The following is a 24,419-nucleotide window of genomic DNA, read 5'->3' as shown; positions in this document are numbered from 1 at the left end:
CGTCCAATTCTGCTTTAGAGGTGGACGTTCACTTAAAATCGCTTACAAAATCGTACAAAAATAGAAGATTGGCTGGAATTACTTCATAACCGTTCAGTCATTCCTATTACCTAATCTTTGAAAATCGGTTTAAATACTCAAATCGGCCTTCGTTAGGCTTTCATTTTTTCGGGCGAGGCGACCATGTGGCCCAATAACTCATCGAGGTCTTTTACCTGCCGGATATTTTCGGCCTGTAGTAATAACTTCCCTTTGACATCCCGCAGAGCCACGCGTTTGGGTTGAGCCTTTACAAAATCAAGTACTCGGCCAAATCTTTCGGATTGGAAGTAAGCTTCATGCTCACCTGAAACGAAAGTTCCTTTCAATGTATTTTGTTTAAGCGTTAATTTTTCAAAACCAATTTGTTCTGCTTTCCAACGAACCTTCACCAAACCAATCAAATCACGAACTTCTTCTGGAGCCGGACCAAATCGATCCGTTACTTCGGCCTGAAATTTCTGTAACTCGGCTTCCTCTTTCAGGTTATCCAGACGGTTATACAAACTGAGCCGTTCGGATATGTTAGATACGTAATTTTCAGGAATCAGGACGGGCAAATCCGTTTCAATCTGACATTCCACCCGCAGATTTTTAGCGGCTTTGGCTAATTCGTCCGCAAAGAGGTCTTTAAACTTCGTTTCCTTCAGCTCCTGGACGGCTTCGTCGAGGATTTTATGATAGGTTTCAAAGCCTAAATCGTTTATGAAGCCACTTTGTTCAGCTCCAAGCAAATTTCCTGCTCCACGAATGTCCAAATCCCGCATGGCTACCTTGAATCCATCGCCCAATTCCGTGAATTCTTCCAGAGCCTGAAGGCGTTTACGGGAATCACTGGTTAATAACGAAAGAGCAGGGGTAAGCAGGTAACAATACGCCTTTTTATTGGATCGGCCAACCCTTCCCCGCATCTGGTGAAGATCGCTCAAGCCAAATAAATGGGCCTGATTAATCAGAATCGTATTGGCATTCGGGATGTCCAGTCCGGCTTCGATGATATTCGTTGAAATCAGAACGTCATATTCTCCTTCAATAAATTTCATCATTACCTTTTCCAGACGATCGCCATCCATCTGGCCGTGGGCAATACCAATTTTAGCGTCTGGCACCAATTTCAGAATCATATTACCCAGCGTTTCCAGATCACCAATCCGGTTATGGACAAAGAAAACCTGCCCGCCGCGTTTCAGTTCAAGCATGACGGCATCGCGGATTTTTAGTTCGTCGAATACCATTAATTGCGTCGTAACGGGCTGACGATTCGGCGGTGGCGTAGCAATAACGGACAAGTCACGGGCTCCCATTAACGAGAAATGAAGCGTTCGGGGAATAGGCGTCGCCGTGAGGGTTAATACGTCCACATTAAGCTTAAATTCCTTCAACCGATCTTTGACCTTCACGCCAAACTTCTGTTCCTCATCAACGATGAGCAGACCCAGATCTTTAAACTTCACGTCCTTTCCTACAATCCGGTGCGTTCCAATGAGAATACTCGTTTCGCCAGACTGCACCCGCTTCAGCGTTTCCTTAATCTGCTGCGTGGTTTTGAATCGGTTAATGTATTCGACTTTCACCGGAAAACGCTCAAAACGGTCACGAAAGGTACGGTAATGCTGCATGGCTAATACCGTGGTTGGCACCAGCACCGCCACCTGCTTATTATCCGCAGCGGCTTTGAAAGCGGCTCGCATCGCTACTTCCGTCTTACCAAACCCAACATCCCCACAAACCAGACGATCCATAGGGTGCGGTTTTTCCATATCTTCTTTTACCGCCGCCGTTGAAGAAGCCTGGTCGGGGGTATCTTCGTAAAGGAACGAAGACTCCATCTCGACTTGTAAGAAACTATCCCGCGAATAGGCATAACCCGGAGCAAATTTCCGCTTGGCGTACAGCTCGATCAGCTCCGCCGCGATGTCTTTGACCTGCCGCTTTACCTTCGCCTTTTTGTTTTCCCACTCCGGTGACCCTAACTTACTCAACGAGGGTTGGGTGCCTTCCTTACCCGTGTACTTAGCGATTTTGTGCAAACTCTGCACATTCACTACAACGGTATCATTATCCCTGAAAACCAGGCGAATTCCTTCCTGTTTGTGATCACCTACATCAATCTTCACGAGTCCGGCGAAACGGCCAATGCCGTGGTCGATGTGGGTAACAAAATCGCCCGGAGCCAGTGTTTTGAGTTCGCGAAGCGTAAGGGCTTTGGACTTACTGTACTTATCCCGAACGCGATACCGATAAAACCGATCAAAAATTTGGTGATCGGTGAAACAGGCGATTTTCAGGGTATCATCAATATACCCTTCCCGCAGGGAAACATTCACGGCCTGAAAACGAACCGAGTCATTGGATTCTCCTACGATGGTATTTAATCGTTCCAGTTGCTTCTGGGTTTCAGCAACAATAATGTTCGTATACCCCCGGTATTGTTGTTCATGAAGGGTTTCAATCAGTCGATTGAAATCTTTATTGAAGCTGGGCTGGGGTTTCGAAGTATAATTAACGCGAAGGTCTGCTGGTGATTCGGTTGCCCCGTCGGCGGCTTTGAAATAAAACCGTTTCCCAAATTCTACGCTCGGATATTCCTTGATATGATTGAGGAAACTGCGACGGGTTTCAAACAACTGGGAAGGTTCATGAATCACCTTGATACCGCCGCTCCGCTCTACAATTTCGTTGAAGCTTTTCTCAACATTCTCAAAACAGATTCCGATCAGTTCAAGGGTTAACTCCACATCCTTAAACCAGAGTCGGGTTTCTTTGCCAAAAAAGCTGAAAAACGATTCCCGGGTCTCCTGAATAAGCTTGGTCTGAACGTCGGGAACGATATTAATCTGGGAAACGGATTCTTTGGAAAGCTGCGTATCGGGATCAAACGTTCGGATGGATTCTACCTCATCACCGAAAAGGTCAATCCGGTAGGGGAATTCGTTAGCGTAGCTATATACGTCAATAATTCCCCCCCGCAGGGCAAACTGACCCGCTTCGTACACAAAATCGGTTCCCTCAAAATCCTGGCTAATTAAAAATTCAGTCAGGAATTCAGTATCAATTTTTTCGCCCACCGAAACCGTAAATGTATTCTTCACGAGTGACTTCCGGTTGATAACCTTTTCACTCAGAGCTTCTGGATAGGTGACGATTAATAACGGATGTCCCTTTTCATTCAACCGGTTCAGAACTTCGGCCCGCATCAATACGTTCGCATTATCAATCTCTTCGTATTCGTAGGGCTTTTTATAAGACATTGGAAAAAAACAGGACGTGGTCTTCGCCCAGCAAATTCTGAAGGTCATTATAGAAATAGGCCGCTTCTTCTTTATCCGACAAAACCAGCAAAGAAGACGCCGGCTGATGCTGATAGAGGGATGCCACCAGAACCGAATCCAGACTTCCGGCTAATCCTTTGATCTGAAGATGGTAATCATTAGGCTGTTTACTTTGAATTCGTTCGCTAATGAGACGGATAAACGGATCATTGCGATACAGCGTTAACAAATCTTTAACTAGCATCGAGTTTATTTTAAAAATTCGCTTTTTGCTACCGGGTTTTCACACAACTTTGTCTGGAAATGGACCCCCGGTTCCTGCGTTTATGAATCGTATGCATGGGTTTTCAAACGCAACAGAACGCAGTAAACCCCGCCGTAAGCCGAATTTCTCGGTACCGACAGGGAGACTATTAGAAAACTCTGAGACCCGGAGCAAAGTTCAGATTTTTATCAAATTAGCCCTACTGAATGGACGTATTTCTAGCCTACATAAAAACCAACTGGCTTGAACTGGCCGGCTTAATTACCGGCGTCATTTGTGTCTGGTATAATACCCGTCAAAATATATGGGGATTTTTCTGGGGCATCATCAGCGTCGTGATTTACGCAGTCATTTTCTGGGAAGCCCGGCTCTATGGTGACATGGGTTTACAGATCGTTTTTGCCATCCTGAGCATTTATGGACTTTACCAGTGGCTATACGGCGGAGAGGGCCATACGGAACTCCAGGTTCGCACCTTGCCTCGAAATCTCATCGGCTGGCTGGTGCTAATTACGCTGAGCGGTACGGCCTTTCTGAACTGGCTACTAAGTCGGTTTACCGATGCCAGTCTGCCCCTGGTCGACTCGTTTACCACTACCATCAGTTTGATTGCCCAGTGGATGCTGGGACGAAAATTTCTGGAAAACTGGTGGTTATGGTTGTTCGTAGACGGCATCTACGTCTTCGTTTACGCGTATAAAAGTTTATACTGGACGGTTCTTTTATACGCCATTTATCTGGCTCTTTGCCTAGTTGGTTACAAAGACTGGAAGAAAGATATGAGATAGTGGGTTTAAGATACTTGTAATACTTATAAACTTTCTTACCTTTTCACACTTTCAAACGGTTCCCAGCAAAAACCCTGAAGCTATTTATTTTAGGTAATCCGAATTGTTGGGTTAATTAATTATTAGTCAATTTTTTACGTTAAATCCCGGAGGTTATTTTATCTGGTTTTTCATTACCGTTTACTAAATAATCCCTTAATTTTTTAAACTATTGGCACGAATTCTTGCTATAGACTATGGAACCAAACGCGTAGGGCTCGCCGTGACGGATCCTCTGCAACTCATTGCAACGGCTCTGGATACCGTGCATTCAACGCAGGTCATCCCTTTTCTGAAGGACTACTGCCAGCGGGAAGCGGTAGAAGCTTTCGTAGTAGGAATGCCCACTAATCTGGATGGTTCGGACACTTCCAATACGCCACACGTGCGGGGAATAATTTTTACGAATTCTGAAGAAAACCTTTCCGGAAATTCCAGTGCACGAACACGATGAGCGATTTACTTCCGTCATGGCTATGCAGTCTTTAATCGCGATGGGAACTACTAAGAAAGATCGTCGGGATAAAGGCGTTATTGATCGCGTTTCGGCTACTATCATTTTACAGTCTTTTTTAGCTAGTCGTCCGTAGTTCATTAATAGCCTTTTAATAAATAAAAATGAGCCAGAGTATGGTGTATCAAAAAAAATCCTACTCTTTTGGCATAAAACTTTAAGATTATTTTAGACGAATAATTCCCTTGAAAAATACCATTCTATATTTGGTAGCTCAAAGTAGTTTAGGCACAAAGAACTTTCAATTCACATTGTTTACATTAATACTCGGCTATGGCTTTCGAAGTTGAACCCATTAAGCCCAAGATACGACCTCGCCTACTGATTGAAATAGCCTGGGAAGTATGCAATCAGGTTGGGGGTATTTATACAGTAATCCGCTCCAAGGTTCCGGCAATGGTCGAAAAATGGGGCGATGATTATTTTTTACTTGGGCCTTACTTCCCGGAAAAAGCCTTGGCTGAGTTCGAACCCATATCGGATCTCGACGATTCAGCGTTGGGTAAAACCGTACGAAAAATGCGGGAAATGGGCTTCGATGTGCAGTATGGTTACTGGCTCGTCACCGGAAAGCCCCGCATTGTGCTTTTTAATTTTTACACGCTGTTTAATCAGCTGGATCAGTTAAAGTACGACCTCTGGGAAAAGCATCAGCTTTCTACGCTTAACGCGGAAGATCTGGTTAATCAGGTCATTGCTTTTGGAGAATGCACCCGTATTTTCCTCAATGAGCTATCTCGTGATCATAGTGGTCGATATGACATAACCGCTCATTTTCACGAATGGATGGCCGCTACGGCCCTTCCCTATATTGCTCATGAATCTCCGAAATTAGCGACGGTTTTCACCACGCATGCTACCATGCTGGGACGCTACATGGCTCCCAACGTTCCTAATTTCTACGAGTTGTTACCGACGTTCAACTGGCGGGAACAAGCTCAGCATTTTGGCATTGCAACGCAGGCAACGATTGAATACCTGGCGGCTCAGAACTGTCACGTCATGACGACGGTTTCGGACGTTACGGCTAAGGAATGCGAGTTTTTGCTAGGTCGTAAATGCGATCTAACCTTACCTAACGGCCTGAATGTTACCCGATTCACGGCAACGCATGAGTTCCAGAACCTGCACGTTCAGTATAAGGCAAAAATCCATCAGTTTGTGATGGGTCACTTCTTCCAGAATTATTCCTTCGATCTGGATCGTACCTTATATTTCTTTACTTCAGGTCGATTTGAATATAATAACAAGGGCTACGACTTAACACTCGAAGCCCTGAGCCGACTGAATGCCAAATTGCAGGCAACCAATTCGGACATGACGGTGGTGATGTTCATCGTCACTAAAAATCCGGTGTATTCGATGGATGCCGATGTGTTGCAAACGCGGGCCGTAATGGCCGAAATCCGGCAGACCTGCGAAGCGATTGAGCGACAGATTGGTGAGCAGTTATTCATGGCTTCAGCCACGAGTAATGAGCTAAAGATGCCCGATCTGAATCAGTTTGTGGATGAATACTGGCAGTTGCGTTTACGCCGAACTATTCAGTCGTGGAAGACCCATCAGTTACCTAAAACGGTAACGCATTACCTGAAACAGGAAGATGCTATCGTTGATTTCCTTCGGAAATCGAACATGCAGAACCACGAAAGTGACCGCGTGAAGATTGTCTATCACCCTGATTTCATTGCCTCAACCAACCCCCTATTTGGGATGGATTACAGCCATTTCGTGCGGGGTTGTCACCTGGGAATTTTCCCAAGTTATTACGAGCCCTGGGGTTATACACCACTGGAATGCGTCGTGCGGGGCGTTCCTACCATTACCAGTGATTTATCCGGTTTTGGGGATTATATGAACCAAATCATGGCCGATCCGGAAAACTGGGGTGTTTATGTGCTAAACCGCAGCCATCAGGATTTTCATCAGGCCGCAGAAACGCTTTCCGAGTTACTGTTCAAATTTGTACGTACCTCCCGCCGCGACCGGATCATGCAGCGAAACCGTACCGAAAGCATTTCCGAAGTATTTGACTGGAAAAACCTCAGAAGCTATTACGATACCGCTCACGACCTGGCTCTGAAACGCCGGAAACATGGGTAACAAAAAATCCCGACCTTGACGGTCGGGATTTTTTTATGCCAGAACTGTATTACTTCTTCGGTTGCTTGTCCGGCATGGGGGTACCATTGACCAGAGTCGTAGTCGAAACGATGCTGCGATGGCCTGCGGGCGTTACCACAATCGTTTTCAAATCAACCCGGCGATTCTGCGGAATCGTTAATGAAATGGGCTTTGAATAGGGATACGTCGCTTCACTGGGCATATACCCGTCAATCGTGTAGTAAATTTTGGCTCCTTCTACGGGAGCTTTCAGGTTAATCGTAAACTGACTTCCCCGAAGCGTATCCTCTTTCGGCATTCCAATCGCCTCCGGTACCCGGAAGTATAAATTCCGTTTCTCCAGCTTGCGTAAATAGACGGGTAAGCGTTGTTCTGAAAACTCCGTGAAATCCTTACGATTTAAGGGAGACCAGGCTACTTCGGCCAGAGCCATCGCTCGGGGGAAATACATATACTGAGCTTTACCCGCCGTTGGAATATATTCTGTCCATAAATTAGCCTGAACGCCTTTGATGTGCTTCTGCTGCTCAGCCGTCAGCTCTTTTGGCGTTGGGTTATAAGAATATACTTTTTCCAGCGGTAAAAATCCGCCAATGGCCAGTGGCTCCTGTTTGCGATCTTTGCTTTGGTAATGATCGATGTACACATAACCATTGGGTGACATGATTACGTCGTGATTTTCCTTCGCTGCCGCAATTCCACCTTCTTCACCCCGCCAGCTCATCACCGTTGCGTTGGGGGCCAACCCTCCTTCCAGAATTTCGTCCCAGCCAATGATGTTACGACCTTTTGAATTTAGGAATTTCTCGATCCGGCGAATAAAATAACTCTGTAAGCCGTGCTCGTCTTTCAGGTTTTCTTTCTTGATCAGATTCTGACAAAACTCCGATTCCTTCCAGCGATCCTTCGGACATTCATCCCCACCAATGTGAATGTAGGGCGAAGGGAAGATGTCCATTACTTCTGTTAAAACATTTTCCAGAAACTGGAAGGTTTCTTCTTTCGGGCAGAACACGTCTTTATGCACCCCCCAGGTCGTCTGAACTTTGAACGGGCCGGGCGTGCAGCCTAATTCGGGATAAGCCGCCAAAGCCGCCGTCGCGTGACCGGGCAACTCAATCTCAGGAATGACGGTAATGTGTCGTTCTGCCGCGTATTTTACCACCTCACGGGCTTCATCCTGCGTGTAAAAACCGCCGTATTTAATCCCATCAAATTGCTGAGGCATGCGGTCTCCGTACCCTCCAATGAGGGTTTCATCCCGGTAAGCTCCGACCTGAGTTAGTTTCGGGTATTTTTTGATTTCTAATCTCCAGCCTTGGTCTTCGGTTAAATGCCAGTGAAAACGGTTGAATTTCAGCATTGCCATTTCATCAATCATCTGCTTGATAAACGAAAGCGGCATGTAATGGCGACCCACATCCATCATTAATCCCCGGTACCCGAAACGCGGATGATCTTCGATGGTAACAGATGCTATTTCGGGTTTAGCGTCACCCGTAATCAATTGCATTACCGACTGTAATCCGTAAAACAAGCCCGCATCTTTACCCGAAATCTGTACACTCTGTGGGGTAGCTTTTAGCTCATAGCCTTCAGCGGGTAAACCCGTCTTTTCAATAAAGGCTATATAATTTGAAGCGGGAGCTTTACTGACGATTTTCAATTCAGCACCCGTCCGTTTCTTCAGGTATTGATTAAGCAAACCCGCCAGACGTTTTGCTTCGGGCGTAGAAGCTACCACCTGCGTTTGATTCGTAAACTGAAACTTACCCGATCCCTGTTGCAGAGAAACGGGCTGGGGAATAATGGACTGACCAAAAGAGGTTAGGCTGGCCGCCGCCAAAAAGGCTGAAAGAATAAAACGTTTCATGAAAAAGAGGTTTCTTTCCCTGCTCGGCAGGGCTTTTGACCATCAAGATAAGTGATGAATAAGTCGAGGTTGATGAAGTATTTTTAGGTTAACCCTGAGCAAACGATTGTACTAAGCAGAACAAACGGTTGCACAATTTTTACCTTATTTGTAATAGCTCTCCGCCATAAATACTTTTCCACCATCATCGGCTTTGGTGACAGCATAGCTGAATCCCTTGTTCACGGAGTAAGCTCCTACCTCTCCCTGAAGGTTAATGGCAATAAAACCTACCTGGAAATCTTTGGCCTTTTTAGGATTAATCTTCACCAAACGCTCCACGGCTTTCTTGCAGGCTTCCATCGGCGTTGCTCCATTTCGCATGAACTCCACCACGAGGTGAGTACCTCCCAGGCGGATTACTTCTTCACCCTGCCCGGACGAGGTCGCCGCACCGACTTCACCATCCACATATAAGCCCGCACCAATAATGGGTGAATCACCAATGCGACCCCGCATTTTGAAGGCCATACCGCTGGTCGTGCAAGAGCCAGAAAGACGGCCTTTGGCATCCATGGCAACGGTTCCCATTGTATCATGATTAAACGAACCATCTTCAAACTGATTCGGAGCGAAGGGCCCTCCGGCAGCACGCTTGGGGGTTTTCCCCTGTTGCTGCTCAATATTCATCAGCGGCTTATACTCCGATTTTTTCAGCCATTCTTTGTACGATTTATCTGCATCAGCCGAGAGTTTATCTTCTTCAAGTTTAAAGCCATTTGCTACGGCAAATTGCTGGGCTCCCTCTCCAATCAGCATGACGTGTGGCGTCGTTTCCATCACTTTACGAGCAACTGAGATGGGATGAAGAATTCGCTCCAGACCCGCTACTGATCCGCAATCGTACTACTTTTCATTCATGATGCAGGCATCCAGCGTGACATGCCCCTCGCGGTCGGGATTGCCGCCCAGACCCACGCAACAACTGATTTCTTTTTCGATGGATTTAGCCGATTCTTCTACGGCATCCAGAGCATACCCACCGGGTTTAAGCACTTTCCAGGCCACTGCATTAACCGCTAATCCGCTGTCCCAGGTTGAAACGACGATGGGTTTAACGGCAGCCGCTTTAGGCAAGGCAAATAAAGAACGTACTGGACTTAAGGATACGGCTAAAGTAGACCAGCGAAGAAAGGAACGACGCGTTGTCATGTGGTGTAGAGAAGTGATAGAGTGTACAGTGAAATGTTATAAAATTCTGTAAATCAGCCAAAAACAAAATCTTTAAACAATCTATAGCGTAAATTTTATAGATTCGTTTTATGGAAATTGATGGATGCCGATGGTTACCGTGTGAAATTTTAATGTGAAGATGAAGAATACTTTTCTGACATTTCCTATAAAATCGACCACATTGTAAATAATTTGTTAATATTTTTATAAAACAAGTGTTTATTTACAATAAATTTTTAAAAAGTAGTCTATTACTATCGTCCCACTGGTTTCCAACAAAATTATTTGAAATCTATCGCTCTAAATCATTACTGTGATGTATGTGTCTCCACCCGATGAAGAAATTGAATCCAAAAAAAGTGTAGTTGATTACAAGAAAAGCGTTTCCCGCCGGGGCGTTTTGGCTGAATTGTATCAATCGGAAGTTTCTACACTGGCTCAGCTAGCCAAAAGCCTGCACAGCAGCGTTCCTTCCATTACCAATATTGTTGAAGAACTGGTAAACGAAAAGTGGGTTAGCACTTTCGGCACTGCCGTAGGGAATCACGGTCGCCGCCCGGTTCTGTTCGGACTTAATGTTCAGGATAAATACGTCGTTGCCCTAGACATCAGCACGCATGATACCAAAGTGGTCATCATGAATCTTCAGCGGGAAGTTATCTTCAGGAAAGACATCAAATTAGGTCTGGAAGATAACCCTCGTTTTGCCAAAGCGTTGTTGGAATTCACCCGCCAAGCCCTCGAAGAATCGCAGGTCGAAGCCTCTCATTTTGTAGCCATTGGCATTTCCATGCCCGGTCTGATTCAGTTTCAGACGGGCACGAACATGACTTATCGGCGAATTAATCAGGAAGAAAAACCGCTCAGTACCCTGATCTCTGAAGAGTTTAATCTGCCCGTTTTCGTGATTAATGATACCAAAGCCACCGTTTTGGGTGAACACCGATTCGGGCTGGCTCGCGGCAAAAAACACGTACTGGCCATTAACATCGACTGGGGCGTTGGCTTAGGTATCATTCTGAACGGTGAAATTTTCCAGGGAGCTTCCGGTTTTGCGGGCGAGCTAGGTCACATTCAGATGGATCCCGATGGCGAATTATGCCACTGCGGTAAAGTAGGTTGCCTCGATACCATTACTTCGGCCCGTTCGCTCATTCGCCGGGTGCAACGCGGACTGAACGAAGGACGAGTTTCGAAGCTTTCCGCGTATATGGATCATATCGAAGACATTGATATCGAGATGATTATTGAAGCCGCTCTGGAGGGAGATGCTTTTGCCATCGATATTCTTTTTGATGTGGGCACGGTGTTAGGCAAAGGCCTTTCCATGGCTGTTCACTTATTCAATCCCGAGATTGTGATTGTAGACGGAATTGTGGTAAAAGCCGATCAGTTTATTACTAATCCGATTGGTCAGGCGATCAATAAATATTGCCTGAGCGATTTCAGAAATGATTTAAGTATTGAAATTTCCCAGCTTGGCGAAAGGGCCAAATGGATTGGCATTCACATCTACGTGATGGATCAGTTACTGGCTACAATATAACCCTTTATCCCCCGCCGTTCGGATTTTCTCAGGAGAATTCGGACGGCATTTTTCTCTTTCTTCCAGATGAAACGTTTGATTACCACTCTTTTGCTGGCCGCTACCACTCCCTTACTAGCCCAGCAACATTCCGAGCAAAGCTTCGGTTACGTCGCTCCCAAGGATCCCGCCGTTCAGCAAAAACTAAAGCAATGGCAGGGAATTAAGTTTGGCTTACTGATGCACTGGGGTACCTATAGCCAATGGGGCATTGTGGAATCCTGGTCATTATGCCCGGAAGACGAAGGGTGGTGCGAACGTAAAGGACCCTATTCTAAAGACTGGTACGAGTATAAAAAAGCTTACGAAGCCATTCCGCAGCAGTTTAACCCCGTTAAATTCAACCCTGATCGCTGGGCAACGGCGGCTAAAAATGCCGGGATGAAATACGTGGTGTTCACCACCAAGCATCACGACGGATTCTGTATGTTTGATACTAAACAGACGGATTACAAGATTACTAACACGCCTTTCGGCACAAATCCTAAAGCGAACGTAGCGAAGGAAGTTTTTAAATCTTTCCGCGATCAGGGATTTATGGTAGGGGCGTATTTTTCCAAACCCGACTGGCATACGGATGATTACTGGTGGAGTTACTTCCCCCCGAAAGATCGCAATTCCAGTTACGCCCCTAAAAAGTATCCTGAAAAGTGGAATAAGTTCAAGCAATTCACGTACAATCAGATCGAAGAGTTAATGTCTGATTACGGTAAAATGGACATTCTCTGGCTGGATGGCGGTTGGGTAAGACCCTTTAGCACGATTGATTCGACCGTTAGCTGGCAGAAATCCATTCCGTTCGATCAGGACATTGACATGGCCAATATTGCGAAAATGGCTCGCAGTCACCAACCCGGATTGTTAGTGGTGGATCGGACGGTAACGGGCGAATATGAGAATTACGTTACCCCTGAGCAATCCATTCCTGACAAGGCTCTTCCTTTCCCCTGGGAGAGTTGCATGACCATGGGCGATTCCTGGAGTTATATTCCAAAAGAAAATTTCAAATCCACTCGCAAGCTAATTCATACATTGGTAGACATCGTCTCGAAAGGTGGTAACCTCTTGCTGAACGTAGCCCCCGGCCCCGACGGCGAATGGCACGAAGAAGCCTATCAGCGGCTTGAAGAGATTGGAAAATGGATGAACGTAAACGGCGAAGCGATCTACGAAACTACAGCCGTGTCTCCGTATCAGTCTGGCAAGTGGGCGTATACGCAGAAGGGCTCAACGATGTATGCATTGTACCGGGCCGAAGAAGGCGAGAAATTACCCGCTTCACTGGAGATTCCCGTACTGGAAAAAGGACAGTCGATTCAGTTACTGGGCTCTAAAGAATCTTTGAAATCGAAAGACAAAACCGTAACGCTGTCAGATTCTTTCCGTAAGAAAGTAAAGGAAAGCCCGGTGTATGTCTTTAAGTTAATGAAAAAGTAATACTTCGGGCGTAAACGTTTTCTAGGTGGATACGTTATAAAAAGGGTATAGAATGTTCTGCATTTTATACCCTTTTTTTATGAACAAAACTCTGACCCAGTGATCCTATTGTTCCGTTTGTTTTTGCTTCGAATAGTAGTAGGTATACCATTCCTTTTTCTCCTTTCAGGTTGTTTCGAACACCGACGTTACTCCCGGCGGGAAATTCGTAAAGATTTGATTGAGAAAGGCATTCCGGTAAAAATCGTGTATTACGATACGCTGGGACGGACCATTCGCTACCTGAAAATCGGCTCGGATACCTTACCCCGGAAGATGGTATTGATGCACGGTTCGCCCAGTTCACTGGAAGGCTTACGTTCGTATCTGAACGACCCCGATTTACAGAAAAGTACGCAGCTCATTGCTCCCGACCGACCAGGGTACGGAGAATCGGATTATGGCTGGGGAGAGAAGTTCATTGGGCAACAATCGGCGGTATTAACTAAAATGCTCTGGCAAATTCAGGATAAACGTCCGACGCTACTGTTCGGAACTTCGTACGGAGCGACGGTAGCGGCCCGCGTGGCAATGGATCATCCCGATTACTTTGATCGCTTATTACTCGTTTGTGGTTCGTACAAACCCGGAGCCGAACGCATTTATCCGATCTCTAAACTTGTTCCCATTTTCTCCGCCTGGATTCCCGGATTTATTCACGTAGCCGACGACGAAAAGCAGAATCATTACCCGCATTTAGTAAGCATGGTTCCCCTCTGGAAAAAGATTCACATTCCAGTTACGATGGTGCATGGGTTGGAAGATCGGTTGTTATATCCTGAGAATCCTATTTGGGCAGCCCGGCAGTTGACGCAGTCGCCACAGGTGGAAGTGATTTACCTGGCGAACCAGCGACACGGCATTATGTGGACCGCTCGTCCCCGCATTAAATCGCTAATGATTCGGGAACTGGATCGGTTGACAGACCCTGACCCGATGGTTATGTCTCATGAATAACCCCGCTGAATACTTGGATTACTTGACCCCTAAAATTCGTTAGTAAGGTATTTATGTGGTCTGGACGGCCCCAGATGTAATTCAATAGAATTTATTTTCCTGTTCGAAATCATAACCCCATATTATAACCCCATCGAGGTTATTAAAAGTAACTACCTCCTCCGAGTTTTTTCACAAAAATTCCAGCCTTTCATTTTTCCTGCTATAGTTTTGTACCCATGAATTCAACGTTACGGAAACTCAGTGTGTACTTGCTGACATCGCTTCTGATGTTACGCACGCTCGTAGTCCCCGTTATTTTGGTTGACTTCGAGTTAAGGAGGGATTACATCGCTCACTACCTCTGCGAAAACCGTTCTCATCCCGAGTTACATTGTGATGGCAAGTGTTACCTGGCTAAAAAGTTAAAAGCCACTCAGGAGCACCAAGAACGAGAAGCAGGCTCCCGTCTCGTGCAGCAATTGCTGGAACTTCCGGCATCGATTGCTTCGCTGGAAATCCGTTTTGAGCCCGCCGTTTTTGCTGAGTTACGTTCCGACCTTCCCCCTTATCAGCTCCCGGCTTATTCTTCCTTCCTGTCGGCCTGTTTCCGTCCTCCCCAAGCATAAGCTTTCGTTACTGCTCTGACTTTGAATGAAAAACGTTCGTTTTTCCTGATTTGCTGCGTCTCGAAGGTTCGTTCACCTCTTTATTTTCTTGACTATGAGAAAAGTATTCCTGCTTTTCCTCATTCTGTCGGCTTGTTCCAAAGGGACTTCGCCTTCAGAACCTATGCCCCTGTTTTCAGTACCTAAAAACTTTCCGGCACCCGTTTATCCGATTGACCAGAAACCACTGTCGGAAGCAGGTGTCGCTTTAGGGAAACAGCTTTTCTACGACGGTATTCTCTCGCGGGACAGCACCATTGCCTGTGGCGAATGTCACCGGCAGTATTACGCCTTCACCCACCACTTGCATGAGTTAAGTCACGGCATTGATAACCGGATTGGCCTGCGGAATTCGCTGGCTCTTCAGAATCTGGCCTGGCAAAAGCATTACATGTGGGACGGAGCCGTCGAAGATCTGAATAAACAGGCCATCGTACCCATTACGCATCCCGATGAAATGGATGATACCATGGAAAACGTAGTCAATAAACTAAAGCGGACGAAGGGTTACCCACCGTTATTCAAGGAGGCTTACGGAACGGAAGACATTACGGCTGAAAAAATGCTGGATGCCCTCACCCAGTTCATGTTAACCTTCGTTTCAGCTAACTCCCGGTATGATAAGTACATTCGCAAGGAAGGCGAAACGTTGACAGCAACCGAACTTGAGGGCCTGAAGCTCTTCGAAAGTAAAGGCTGCAAAAGTTGCCACGCGGGAGAACTATTCACCGACGGTAGCTTCCGAAATAACGGCTTACCCAAATACGAACGAACCAAAATTGTGTACGTCAACGGCAAACCGACCCTTCAAATGGTGGTCGACGAGGGCCGGTATGCCGTCACGAAGCAGGAAAGCGACCGCTTCAAATTCAAGGTTCCCAGTTTGCGAAACATCGCCGAAAGCTTACCCTACACGCACGATGGTCGCTTTATAAATCTGGACGAAATGCTCGAACATTATTCGTCCGGGGTACAGGATACACCTACTCTTGATCCTTTACTCAAGCAAAATGGCAAACTGGGCATTCCATTGACCGCCGATGAAAAGCAGAAAATCATCGCTTTTCTACGTACCCTTAGTGATCCTGAATTTTTGAAAAATCAGCGTTTTGCCGAACCTCCGGGCTTTCCGGTTCGGTGAGACTTTATCTCATATTCACATGAAATTCCATTCTTTTCTCTTCATCACTTTTGCTTCTCTTATTTCCGTGCTAAGCTCTTGCACGAAAGAAAATCCATCGCCTGTTACCGCGGGTGATACCAACGACGTAATTCTGGAATTTGATAACCGCGTCGGGGCTCAGAAGCTAGTATTGGGCGAAACTACGTATCAGACCGGCACGGGGGAATCGTTTACAGTCAGTACCTTCAATTACTTTATTAGTAACGTTTCTTTGAAAAAAACGGACGGTTCAAGCATCAAATTCCCCAATCAATATTTCCTGATTCGTCAGGTCGATAATAAAACCTGGGAACCTGTGTTGAAGAACGTTCCGGCGGGAGATTACCAGGAGGTTACCTTCACCATTGGTGTAGACAGTGCGAAGAGTGTTTCACCCGTGGCTGAACGTACGGGCGTGCTGGACGAAGGGTCGTACGGTGAGGACGGTATGTACTGGGGCTGGAATTCAGGCTACATTTTTCTGAAACTGGAGGGTACTTCACCCACAGCTCCCGCGAACGGTGCGGGTATCCGTCGCTTTCAGTTCCACGTAGGTGGTTTTGGCGGCATGACTGGTGCCACCGTCAATAATCTTCGTACGGTTACCCTTCCCTTCCCGCAGAATCAGTTAGCTACGGTGCGGAAGAACATTGCTCCAACGATACACGTCATCACCAATCTTCAAAAGCTTTTCTCGGGCAAGACTACGGTTAAAATTGCCGATACACCAGCCATTCACATGCCCGCTGCCGCCGTGCCGCTGGCAAACAATTATGTGAATATGTTCACGGTTGACCATACGCATAATGATTAGAATGGGGCTTCTTTCCGTAAGCTTACTTCTGGTGTGGGGCTGTTCTTCGCCGAACGAATCTAACCCAGAAGTAAGCTTTACGGTTCCGGCTAATTTCCCGGAACCCGTGTACCCGTTTGAACGTAATCCAATGACTACCGCTGGCGTAGAACTTGGGAAAGCCCTATTCAATGAACCTTTGCTTTCGCGGGATAATACCTTCGCCTGTGCCGAATGCCATTCGCAGCCGTATGGGTTTACGCACCACGGCCATGATGTAAGTCACGGCATTAATAATCTGATGGGTACGCGAAACTCCTTACCCCTTCAGAATCTGGCCTGGGAATCTAGTTTCTTCTGGGATGGTGGTGTTTTCGATCTGGATTTAGTACCGATTGCTCCGATTACGAACGAAGTAGAGTTGGGCGAAAACACGAAAAATGTACTGGATAAGTTACGAGCGACGAAGAAGTATCCTTTGCTGTTTAAGAAAGCGTTTGGTTCCGAAGAAATTACAACCGAGCGTTTCCTCAAGGCTTTTTCCCAGTTCATGCTTACGCTGGTTTCGGCCAATTCCCGGTACGATAAATTCATCCGCAAGGAAGGCGAAAACCTGACGGCTGACGAGCAGGCGGGGCTGAAGTTATTCGAACAAAAATGTTCTTCCTGCCACCAAGGAGCCTTATTCACTGACCATAGTTTTCGTAATAATGGCCTGTTCATTCAGGGGGTAAAAGACGTGGGTCGAGCCCGGGTAACTGAACTGGAAAAAGATAAGTATACCTTCCGTGTACCCAGTTTGCGAAACGTGGCAGTGACCGGTCCTTACATGCACGATGGTCGTTTTTATACGCTTGAAGCCGTGTTGGATCATTATGCAGAAGGCGTTCAGGATACCCAAAATTTGGACCCGCTTTTACGCCAGAATAATACCCGGGGTATTGCTCTTACTTCGCAGGAACGCCAGCAGATCGTGGCTTTCCTGAAAACGTTAACCGACGAAGAATTTCTCAAAAATAAACGCTTTGCCGCTGAGTAAATGAAACGACTCTTATTTCTTCTGCTCTTTTCCATAAGCCTTCCGGGCCGGGCCTGCGACATTTGCGGCTGTGGCGTGGGGAATGCTTATTATGGCATCATGCCTCAATCGTACCGCAATTTCATTGGCGTTCGCTATCGCTATCGTACTTACGATTCACACCTGAATTCACAATTGCTTCGCACCAAAGAAACCTTTCAGACGACGGAGTTATGGGGACGGTTCTATCCAACCAAACGAATTCAGATGCTGGCTTTTGTACCTTATAATTTCAACTTTCAGCAGGATGCAGCTACTTCCGCCCGACTGAACGGATTGGGTGACGTTACGATTCTAGCTAATTACAATGTACTAAATACCAACATGGATACGCTGGATCGGGCTTTCAATCATACCTTACTGCTGGGTGGAGGCGTAAAGCTGGCAACGGGTCGCTCTAACTTTGTGGACGATGGATCGCTCGGAGCGAATGCCAATTTTCAGTTGGGTACGGGAAGTACGGATTTTCTGATAAATGCCATTTATACCTTACGCTATCAATCCTGGGGCTGGAACTCGGATGTCAGTTACCGCATCTCTACTACCAATTCTGATCATTATCGCTTCGGTAATCGTCTCAGTGGTTCCACTTCGGTCTTTTATGTAACCAGTGCCGGAAAGAATCTGACGCTGATGCCTAATGCAGGACTCACCGCAGAATACTCCGCAAAGGATTTAAAAAACGGCGTTCGCAACGCCCAGACGGGTGGTTATGCTACGTTAGCCACGGCGGGTGTGGAAGCTTATTGGGGAAGGTTTGTGGCGGGAGTTAACGTTCAGCAACCCCTGGCTCAGGAGCTAGCCAATGGTGATAGCAAGGCCAAACAACGCCTTCAGGTGCATCTAACGGTTTTGTTATAGAGGAAAACAAAAAAGGGTTCTGGATGTAACCAATCCAGAACCCTTTTGATCTATATAGAAACCTATTTTTTAGAAAACTTCGGAGATTTTATAGGTCTGATCGGCAAATTTGACGGTATCACCAGCCTTCTTACCTTCCAATACTTCGTAAATAGGAGCGGAAGTAGAAATACCCGTGTATTCTACGCCGTCTACTTCGAAATTGCGACTGATCGCAATGTAAAAATTTCGTTGATCGGTTAACACCACAGCTCCAACTTGTACGGTATCGTGCTGTTCTTCGGTACCGAACTGATCCAGCGTTACCAGATCACGACGTATGGTGTCGGCATGACCTTCCAGATCCCGACGATCATTCATCAACATTTCGCTATTAGACTCATAAGATTCGCTCATGGCTTCATCCTGATCGTCCATAACGCTTGAACGAATCGTCTCCATCTGGCCTACCAAATCATTCAGGGCAGCCTCCGTTGCAGCCCGCAGTGCCGCATATATTGCTTCTTTTCTTGAACTACTCATATACTTTGTAATTAAGGTTGAGTGTAGGAACTAATGCTAAAAATTCGGGCCAGCTTCGAATCAATTTTCCCCTGATAACCCTGAAGAGGTCTAATATGAATAGCTCGAAAGGGGGGTTGTCTTTTCATTCCCCCAGATGAAATTCGAGACTATCCAGTCTGGGACTATCCAGTCTGGGACTATCCATGTTTGACCCTGCTGGGTCTCTTCAAGGAGAGTTAAGATTATCCCATTGGATCAAATGACGAAGGAAGAGGATATCATAATCTAAAAAAGAAAAAAGGGTTACCCTCTTCCGAAGGCAACCCTTTTTTCTTTTATGAAGTGTAATTAGGCTTGTTTTACAAATTGCACGTTAGCAATCAGACGAACTTCATCGCTTACGACGGCACCGCCCGCTTCGGTAACGGCACTCCAGGTTAATCCGAAATCTTTACGGTTGATTTTTCCTTTCAACTCGAAACCTGCTTTCGTTTGTCCGTAAGGATCAACAACTGTTCCGCCGTATTCTACCTCAAGAGCAACGGGCTTGGTCACGCCACGTAGCGTCAGATCGCCGTTCAGCACGAAAGAATCTTCGTCTTTTTTAGTAATGCCTGTGGAGACGAATTTCAGCGTTGGGTATTGATCAGCCGCAAAGAATTCTTCGCTTTTCAGGTGACCATCCCGAGCTTCGTTATTCGTCGAGATCGAATCAATTTTCGCTTCGAAGGAAACTTGAGCGTCTGAAAAATCATCACTCGCCGTTGCTTCGCCGCTAAATTCATTGAACTGGCCCGTTACCGTTGTGATAACGAGGTGCTTTACTTTGAATTGTACTTCTGAGTGAGTGGGGTCGATGACCCATTTGGCTGGAGTTGACATAGCTTTGTGAATGTTTGATGATACAAATGTATGTATATACATATATTTTATCATTGTCTAAACCACGGAATTCCTTGTCAGAATTACGGATTGAGACCAGAAAGCTTCTCAACAAAAGTATTCCAGCGGGTTAACTTTACTTATTACGGATGGTTTTTCGGTATTCTGTGAAGGTTTGACCCGTATTAGCTTTAAAGTATTTAGAGAAATGAGCTTCATCTTCAAAGCCTAAATCAAAGGCAATTTCTTTCGCCGAAGTCGTTCCGAAGAAGGCTTTTCGCTTCGCTTCCAGAACCACACGCTGCTTGATATGCTCGGAAGCGGGCTGCCCGGTTACTTTCTTCACCGAATCATTTAAATGACTGGGCGTGATGTGCAGTAACTCGGCGTAATCGGAAACTTTGGTCTTGTGAGTAAAATCGCGTTCTACCAACTCCTGAAACTGACGAGCCAAACAGACCGTTTTTGAAGTTTCCGCCACCATGAGTAATTGATGGTCGAACGTTCGGGAGGCCTGAACCAGAAAAAGTTGTAACCAGGCTCGCAGCATATGTTCCCGCAGGGGCCGCTTCGCCTCGTATTCGCCCTGGATCGATTGCAGGGAAGGCTCCAGTAAATCCAGTTGCTCGGGCGGAATGAAGTAGGGTTTGAACTCCAGCAGGTTATGAAAAAGTCCGGTATTGATGAGTAACTCGCGGTTAGCTTCCGAAACGCAGAAAAAATCCGGTGTAAAGCTGACGACCCAACCTTCATGCGGACCATTCATTTGCAACTGATGAGCCTGACCGGGCGATAGAAACCACCAGCTTCCGGGTTTAACCTCATAGGTCTGAAAATCGACAATATGCGTTCCCGTGCCCTCGGTTACGCCAATGATCACGTAATAATCATGGCGGTGCGGACTTTCGGTATGTACATGCCGTTCATGATCAATCCATGACATGGCATGAATTTCAAACGAAACAGCATCATGTGAAGACAGGTGAAGCGTTTCCAAGAGAGTTTAGAGTTTTGTGTTTGGAGTTGAGGGTTATGTATCGACAACTCTTATGATTCTGGTTCTAATACTATCTTCCAAAATTGGTCAAAAACTCAAAACTCTAGACTCAAAACCCGAAACTCTTTACAAAACTGATCCGAAACCTCTTGAATCCAGGATGGATTTGGAGAGATTGAAATAGCAGGAAACGGCCATGAAAGGACTGCTATTGATAGTAAACTTTTCCAGCACATCCCCCGCTCGCATGGTCTTTAGCGTTCGCAGGCCTGTCATACCTGCTTCAAAAGACAATTGTACGGGTTTAATGGGACTGTAGTTAACTGTAAAACTCGCTTTTGCCTGTCGGTACGCCAGTCGCAGGGCATTAGGGTTCAGGTTAGGCGTCAGGTATCCGGCGTTAAAACCACCCGCAGCAACGCCTACTTCTCCCCAAACTTTCTTCGTTATTTTCTGAGAAACTGAAGCCTGTAAGGGCAATACCAGCATCAGACGAGTCCCTTTAGCAATGCGGGTATTGATTCCGGCAATGGGGATAGGCGTAATGCGACCGGGTTCAAAAACTACGGCCCCACCATAAAACCATTGCGTTCGCGGGCCCGCGATGCGTACCCGAACGGCTCCACCCATTCCGTACGGACGGGCTTTGCTGAAATTCAGTAACTCATCGGTTTCGCTTACACCCAAGCCCGCCGCATACAACCAAATTTTATCCCGCAAACTGGCGTGAATCCCCGTTAATACCAACGAACCCGTATAAATGCCCTGATCATTTTTATCGAATGAAAAATTCGGTTGCCGATAGCCCGCATTTACCACCAGAAACATCTGATTAATCTCTACGTCAATTTTGCGAAGATTGAAGTTATTAAACTTCACCCCCGCCCCCCCGCGAATAGGAACAATGCCCTGGATGTTGAACCGGGAGTAACCCAGCCTTGCGGTATCGTTCATTTTTGCCGCTGGGGTTACTTCGGCCCTAATGTTTACCCCTGATGCAAAAATGCGAGTAGGCGTAAGCGACAATTGAGCGTAAGTGCTGCTGGTAAGTAATAAGGTAAAGAGCGTAAGAAGAATTCGCATGAAGAAAAATTAAAGGAACGAACGAACGGATGAAGCTAAAACGAAGGATGCCTTTTTTCCGTACAATTACGGTGCAAATGGGCCGAATTTATAGAAAAACAGTAACAAAAAAGGCCAGCATGCTGGCCTTTCTGAACACTAACAAATAGTGTGTATATGCAAGGGGAAAAGAAAAGCGATCAATACTCTGATTAACTCTGTTTCCGTAACTTAGCTTCAATGGTCTGCTGCGTGTGAGGCACTACCCGCAGACGCTCTTTAGGGATCAGTTTTCCCGTGTCTACACAAATGCCGTAAGTACCATTTTTGATACGAATCAGAGCATTCTCCAACTGAGTCGCATACTTCTGTAAACGAGCGGCTAGCTGGCTAAGGTTCTCACGTTCACTGGTATCCGCACCGTCTTCTAACGACTTGTTACTGCTTGAAGTTGAATCCGTACCAGGGTCATTTTTCTTACTCAGGGCTTCACGAATGTAATTCAATTCTGTCCTGGTATCCCCAAGTTTTTTCTGGATGATCTCTTCAAACTCTTTTAATTCTTCTTCAGAATAGCGGGTCTTCTCTTCTACTGGGGACATATTTCACGGGGTTTGTTGGGAATATAAACGAACTTTAGCGATAAATAGTTTCTATTCTAGGGCAGCCTCACGTTAGGAATACTCATTTAGTAAAGCCCCTTACCTCTCCGAAAAGAAGGTAACAAAAATAACTTTTTAAGCGATTTAAGCAAATAGTTTAAAAAATTATTTAGCCCTTTTATCTTAGAAAAGCATTATTTCTTTGGCTTGAATGACTTTTATCAAAATTACCCTTTGAAATTTAATTCATTTGCTTTACAGGTTGCCAAATCGCTCGCCTAACCATTGGTAGAGTTTTTTGTTTTTCTAAGAATAATCCTGCTAAGTTTGCGACCAATGGGGCAAATATTATTATAGTCCTATTTAATAACAAAATTAACATAGCCATGACTTATATAGAGCCAGCACCCTTGCAACAGGAAAATCCACTTGAATCCATGATGCAACGGTTCGATGTGGCCTTTAAATTGCTCAATATCTCTCCGGAGATGTATGATATTCTGATGGTGCCCCGTAAACAAGTGGTTGTGGGCTTACCCGTTACCATGGATGACGGTTCCGTTAAAGTGTTCGAAGGCATCCGCGTGGTTCACTCTACCATTTTAGGTCCATCCAAAGGCGGCATTCGCTTCGATATGGGGGTTACGATGGATGAGGTAAAGGCCTTAGCTGCCTGGATGACCTGGAAATGTGCCGTGGTTGATATTCCTTACGGCGGAGCCAAAGGTGGTATTCGCTGTAACCCCCGCGAGATGTCAGCCGGAGAAATCGAGCGGCTGATGCGGGCCTATACCGGAGCCATGCTCGACGTTTTCGGCCCCGACCGCGATATCCCCGCCCCCGACATGGGCACGAGTGAACGCGAGATGGCCTGGCTGATGGATGAATATTCCAAAGCCTACGGCATGACCGTAAACGGCGTTGTAACGGGCAAACCGCTGGTACTGGGTGGTTCGCTGGGCCGCAAGGAAGCCACGGGCCGTGGCGTAATGACTGCCGCTATTTCGGCCATGGAAAAACTTCGCATTAACCCCTACCGGGCCACAGCCGCGGTGCAGGGTTTTGGGAATGTAGGTTCACATGCGGCTGCTTTATTACAGGAACGCGGTGTCAAAGTAGTAGCCATCAGTGATGTAACTGGAGCGTATTATAACGAAAATGGGCTGGACATTGAGAAAGCCATGCAATACCGCGACCAGCATAAAGGACAACTTGAGGGCTTTGAAGGGGCTACAAAAATTTCCAATGAAGAGTTACTGGCTCTTCCTGTGGATGTACTCGTTCCAGCCGCCAAAGAAGACGTAATCACCGATGATAATGCTGGTAGCATTCAGGCCAAATTGATTGTGGAAGGAGCCAACGGCCCGACTTCTGCCAGTGCTGATGAAATTATCAATGATAAAGGCATCATGGTAGTCCCTGATATTCTGGCAAATGCGGGTGGAGTAACCGTTTCTTACTTCGAATGGGTACAAAACCGCATCGGTTATAAGTGGACGCTTGATCGGATTAACCGTCGGTCGGATCGTGCCATGAAAGATGCTTTTGATAAAGTATATGCTACGTCACAGGAATACAATGTTTCCATGCGAATTGCGGCGTATATGGTAGCCATTAAGAAAGTAGCCGATACGTATAAATTCCGGGGTGGGTATTAATCCCTATCCTTTCGTAACTTAAATTAGAG

17 protein-coding genes and 3 pseudogenes are annotated in these 24,419 nt (G+C 46.2%); 12 read left to right on the top strand and 8 right to left on the bottom strand.

Annotated features, from left to right (window positions below; genetic code table 11):
* Positions 1-152 precede the first annotated feature (152 nt).
* Positions 153-3,555 (bottom strand): annotated as a pseudogene (gene mfd / locus QE390_RS08970) (transcription-repair coupling factor).
* Between the two features lie 227 nt (positions 3,556-3,782).
* Here mfd and pnuC point away from each other — a divergent pair.
* From pnuC to QE390_RS08955, 3 genes and pseudogenes are all read left to right on the top strand, one after another.
* On the top strand, positions 3,783-4,364 hold the full coding sequence (gene pnuC, locus QE390_RS08965; protein WP_307141900.1) for a nicotinamide riboside transporter PnuC: 582 nt from the start codon (positions 3,783-3,785) through the stop codon (positions 4,362-4,364).
* Between the two features lie 211 nt (positions 4,365-4,575).
* Positions 4,576-4,993, top strand: a pseudogene (gene ruvX, locus QE390_RS08960) (Holliday junction resolvase RuvX).
* A gap of 197 nt (positions 4,994-5,190) precedes the next feature.
* Complete coding sequence (locus QE390_RS08955; RefSeq protein WP_106637282.1) at positions 5,191-7,020, top strand: glycogen/starch synthase; 1,830 nt, start codon at positions 5,191-5,193, stop codon at positions 7,018-7,020.
* 49 nt (positions 7,021-7,069) lie between these two features.
* Here the strand turns inward: QE390_RS08955 and QE390_RS08950 are convergent, their stop codons facing one another.
* Positions 7,070-8,914: a beta-N-acetylhexosaminidase gene (locus tag QE390_RS08950; RefSeq protein ID WP_307141899.1), complete on the bottom strand. Its 1,845-nt coding sequence runs from the start codon at positions 8,912-8,914 to the stop codon at positions 7,070-7,072.
* A gap of 144 nt (positions 8,915-9,058) precedes the next feature.
* A pseudogene (locus QE390_RS08945) lies at positions 9,059-10,105 on the bottom strand (isoaspartyl peptidase/L-asparaginase family protein).
* 337 nt (positions 10,106-10,442) lie between these two features.
* Here QE390_RS08945 and QE390_RS08940 point away from each other — a divergent pair.
* The 8 genes from QE390_RS08940 (at position 10,443) to QE390_RS08905 (ending at position 18,685) form a co-directional block, all read left to right on the top strand.
* Positions 10,443-11,672 (top strand): ROK family transcriptional regulator, encoded by a 1,230-nt coding sequence (locus tag QE390_RS08940; RefSeq protein WP_106637279.1) that lies wholly within the window; start codon positions 10,443-10,445, stop codon positions 11,670-11,672.
* A 66-nt stretch (positions 11,673-11,738) separates the two neighbouring features.
* On the top strand, positions 11,739-13,148 hold the full coding sequence (locus QE390_RS08935) for an alpha-L-fucosidase (RefSeq protein WP_307141898.1): 1,410 nt from the start codon (positions 11,739-11,741) through the stop codon (positions 13,146-13,148).
* 123 nt (positions 13,149-13,271) lie between these two features.
* On the top strand, positions 13,272-14,144 hold the full coding sequence (locus QE390_RS08930; protein ID WP_307141897.1) for an alpha/beta fold hydrolase: 873 nt from the start codon (positions 13,272-13,274) through the stop codon (positions 14,142-14,144).
* 218 nt (positions 14,145-14,362) lie between these two features.
* Positions 14,363-14,752 (top strand): hypothetical protein, encoded by a 390-nt coding sequence (locus QE390_RS08925; protein ID WP_157830373.1) that lies wholly within the window; start codon positions 14,363-14,365, stop codon positions 14,750-14,752.
* A gap of 94 nt (positions 14,753-14,846) precedes the next feature.
* Positions 14,847-15,932 carry a cytochrome-c peroxidase gene (locus QE390_RS08920; RefSeq protein ID WP_307141896.1) on the top strand — a complete coding sequence of 362 codons (1,086 nt, stop codon included), beginning with the start codon at positions 14,847-14,849 and terminating at the stop codon, positions 15,930-15,932.
* 19 nt (positions 15,933-15,951) lie between these two features.
* Positions 15,952-16,767, top strand: a complete 816-nt coding sequence (locus tag QE390_RS08915) for an MbnP family protein (protein ID WP_307141895.1) — start codon at positions 15,952-15,954, stop codon at positions 16,765-16,767.
* A gap of 1 nt (position 16,768) precedes the next feature.
* Entirely contained in the window at positions 16,769-17,785 is a 1,017-nt protein-coding gene (locus tag QE390_RS08910) for a cytochrome-c peroxidase (protein WP_307141894.1), read from the top strand.
* Positions 17,786-18,685, top strand: a complete 900-nt coding sequence (locus QE390_RS08905; protein WP_307141893.1) for a hypothetical protein — start codon at positions 17,786-17,788, stop codon at positions 18,683-18,685.
* Between the two features lie 69 nt (positions 18,686-18,754).
* Here the strand turns inward: QE390_RS08905 and QE390_RS08900 are convergent, their stop codons facing one another.
* From QE390_RS08900 to QE390_RS08880, 5 genes are all read right to left on the bottom strand, one after another.
* Positions 18,755-19,207 carry a hypothetical protein gene (locus QE390_RS08900; protein WP_307141892.1) on the bottom strand — a complete coding sequence of 151 codons (453 nt, stop codon included), beginning with the start codon at positions 19,205-19,207 and terminating at the stop codon, positions 18,755-18,757.
* Positions 19,208-19,537: 330 nt separating this feature from the next.
* Complete coding sequence (locus QE390_RS08895) at positions 19,538-20,071, bottom strand: YceI family protein (RefSeq protein ID WP_106637271.1); 534 nt, start codon at positions 20,069-20,071, stop codon at positions 19,538-19,540.
* 136 nt (positions 20,072-20,207) lie between these two features.
* Positions 20,208-21,068: a helix-turn-helix transcriptional regulator gene (locus QE390_RS08890; RefSeq protein WP_307141891.1), complete on the bottom strand. Its 861-nt coding sequence runs from the start codon at positions 21,066-21,068 to the stop codon at positions 20,208-20,210.
* A gap of 126 nt (positions 21,069-21,194) precedes the next feature.
* On the bottom strand, positions 21,195-22,151 hold the full coding sequence (locus tag QE390_RS08885) for a hypothetical protein (RefSeq protein WP_307141890.1): 957 nt from the start codon (positions 22,149-22,151) through the stop codon (positions 21,195-21,197).
* Between the two features lie 191 nt (positions 22,152-22,342).
* Positions 22,343-22,732, bottom strand: a complete 390-nt coding sequence (locus QE390_RS08880) for a TraR/DksA C4-type zinc finger protein (RefSeq protein WP_307141889.1) — start codon at positions 22,730-22,732, stop codon at positions 22,343-22,345.
* 386 nt (positions 22,733-23,118) lie between these two features.
* Here QE390_RS08880 and QE390_RS08875 point away from each other — a divergent pair, with 386 nt between their 5' ends.
* Entirely contained in the window at positions 23,119-24,390 is a 1,272-nt protein-coding gene (locus tag QE390_RS08875) for a Glu/Leu/Phe/Val dehydrogenase (protein WP_307141888.1), read from the top strand.
* Positions 24,391-24,419: the final 29 nt, after the last annotated feature.

Source organism: Siphonobacter sp. SORGH_AS_1065 (genome assembly GCF_030818595.1).
Lineage (GTDB): Bacteria > Bacteroidota > Bacteroidia > Cytophagales > Spirosomataceae > Siphonobacter.
The sequence above is the reverse complement of the archived record's forward strand: the minus strand, read 5'-3'. Positions and strand labels throughout refer to the sequence as shown.

Excerpts from the sequence above, each read along its gene's own strand:
- QE390_RS08880 (WP_307141889.1), bottom strand. The coding sequence starts at position 22,732 with ATGTCCCCAGTAGAAGAGAAGACCCGCTATTCTGAAGAAGAATTAAAA.
- QE390_RS08915 (WP_307141895.1), top strand. The coding sequence starts at position 15,952 with ATGAAATTCCATTCTTTTCTCTTCATCACTTTTGCTTCTCTTATTTCC.
- QE390_RS08900 (WP_307141892.1), bottom strand. The coding sequence starts at position 19,207 with ATGAGTAGTTCAAGAAAAGAAGCAATATATGCGGCACTGCGGGCTGCA.
- QE390_RS08940 (WP_106637279.1), top strand. The coding sequence starts at position 10,443 with ATGTATGTGTCTCCACCCGATGAAGAAATTGAATCCAAAAAAAGTGTA.
- QE390_RS08885 (WP_307141890.1), bottom strand. The coding sequence starts at position 22,151 with ATGCGAATTCTTCTTACGCTCTTTACCTTATTACTTACCAGCAGCACT.
- QE390_RS08875 (WP_307141888.1), top strand. The coding sequence starts at position 23,119 with ATGACTTATATAGAGCCAGCACCCTTGCAACAGGAAAATCCACTTGAA.
- QE390_RS08925 (WP_157830373.1), top strand. The coding sequence starts at position 14,363 with ATGAATTCAACGTTACGGAAACTCAGTGTGTACTTGCTGACATCGCTT.
- QE390_RS08955 (WP_106637282.1), top strand. The coding sequence starts at position 5,191 with ATGGCTTTCGAAGTTGAACCCATTAAGCCCAAGATACGACCTCGCCTA.
- pnuC (WP_307141900.1), top strand. The coding sequence starts at position 3,783 with ATGGACGTATTTCTAGCCTACATAAAAACCAACTGGCTTGAACTGGCC.
- QE390_RS08950 (WP_307141899.1), bottom strand. The coding sequence starts at position 8,914 with ATGAAACGTTTTATTCTTTCAGCCTTTTTGGCGGCGGCCAGCCTAACC.
- QE390_RS08905 (WP_307141893.1), top strand. The coding sequence starts at position 17,786 with ATGAAACGACTCTTATTTCTTCTGCTCTTTTCCATAAGCCTTCCGGGC.
- QE390_RS08920 (WP_307141896.1), top strand. The coding sequence starts at position 14,847 with ATGAGAAAAGTATTCCTGCTTTTCCTCATTCTGTCGGCTTGTTCCAAA.
- QE390_RS08935 (WP_307141898.1), top strand. The coding sequence starts at position 11,739 with ATGAAACGTTTGATTACCACTCTTTTGCTGGCCGCTACCACTCCCTTA.
- QE390_RS08910 (WP_307141894.1), top strand. The coding sequence starts at position 16,769 with ATGGGGCTTCTTTCCGTAAGCTTACTTCTGGTGTGGGGCTGTTCTTCG.
- QE390_RS08895 (WP_106637271.1), bottom strand. The coding sequence starts at position 20,071 with ATGTCAACTCCAGCCAAATGGGTCATCGACCCCACTCACTCAGAAGTA.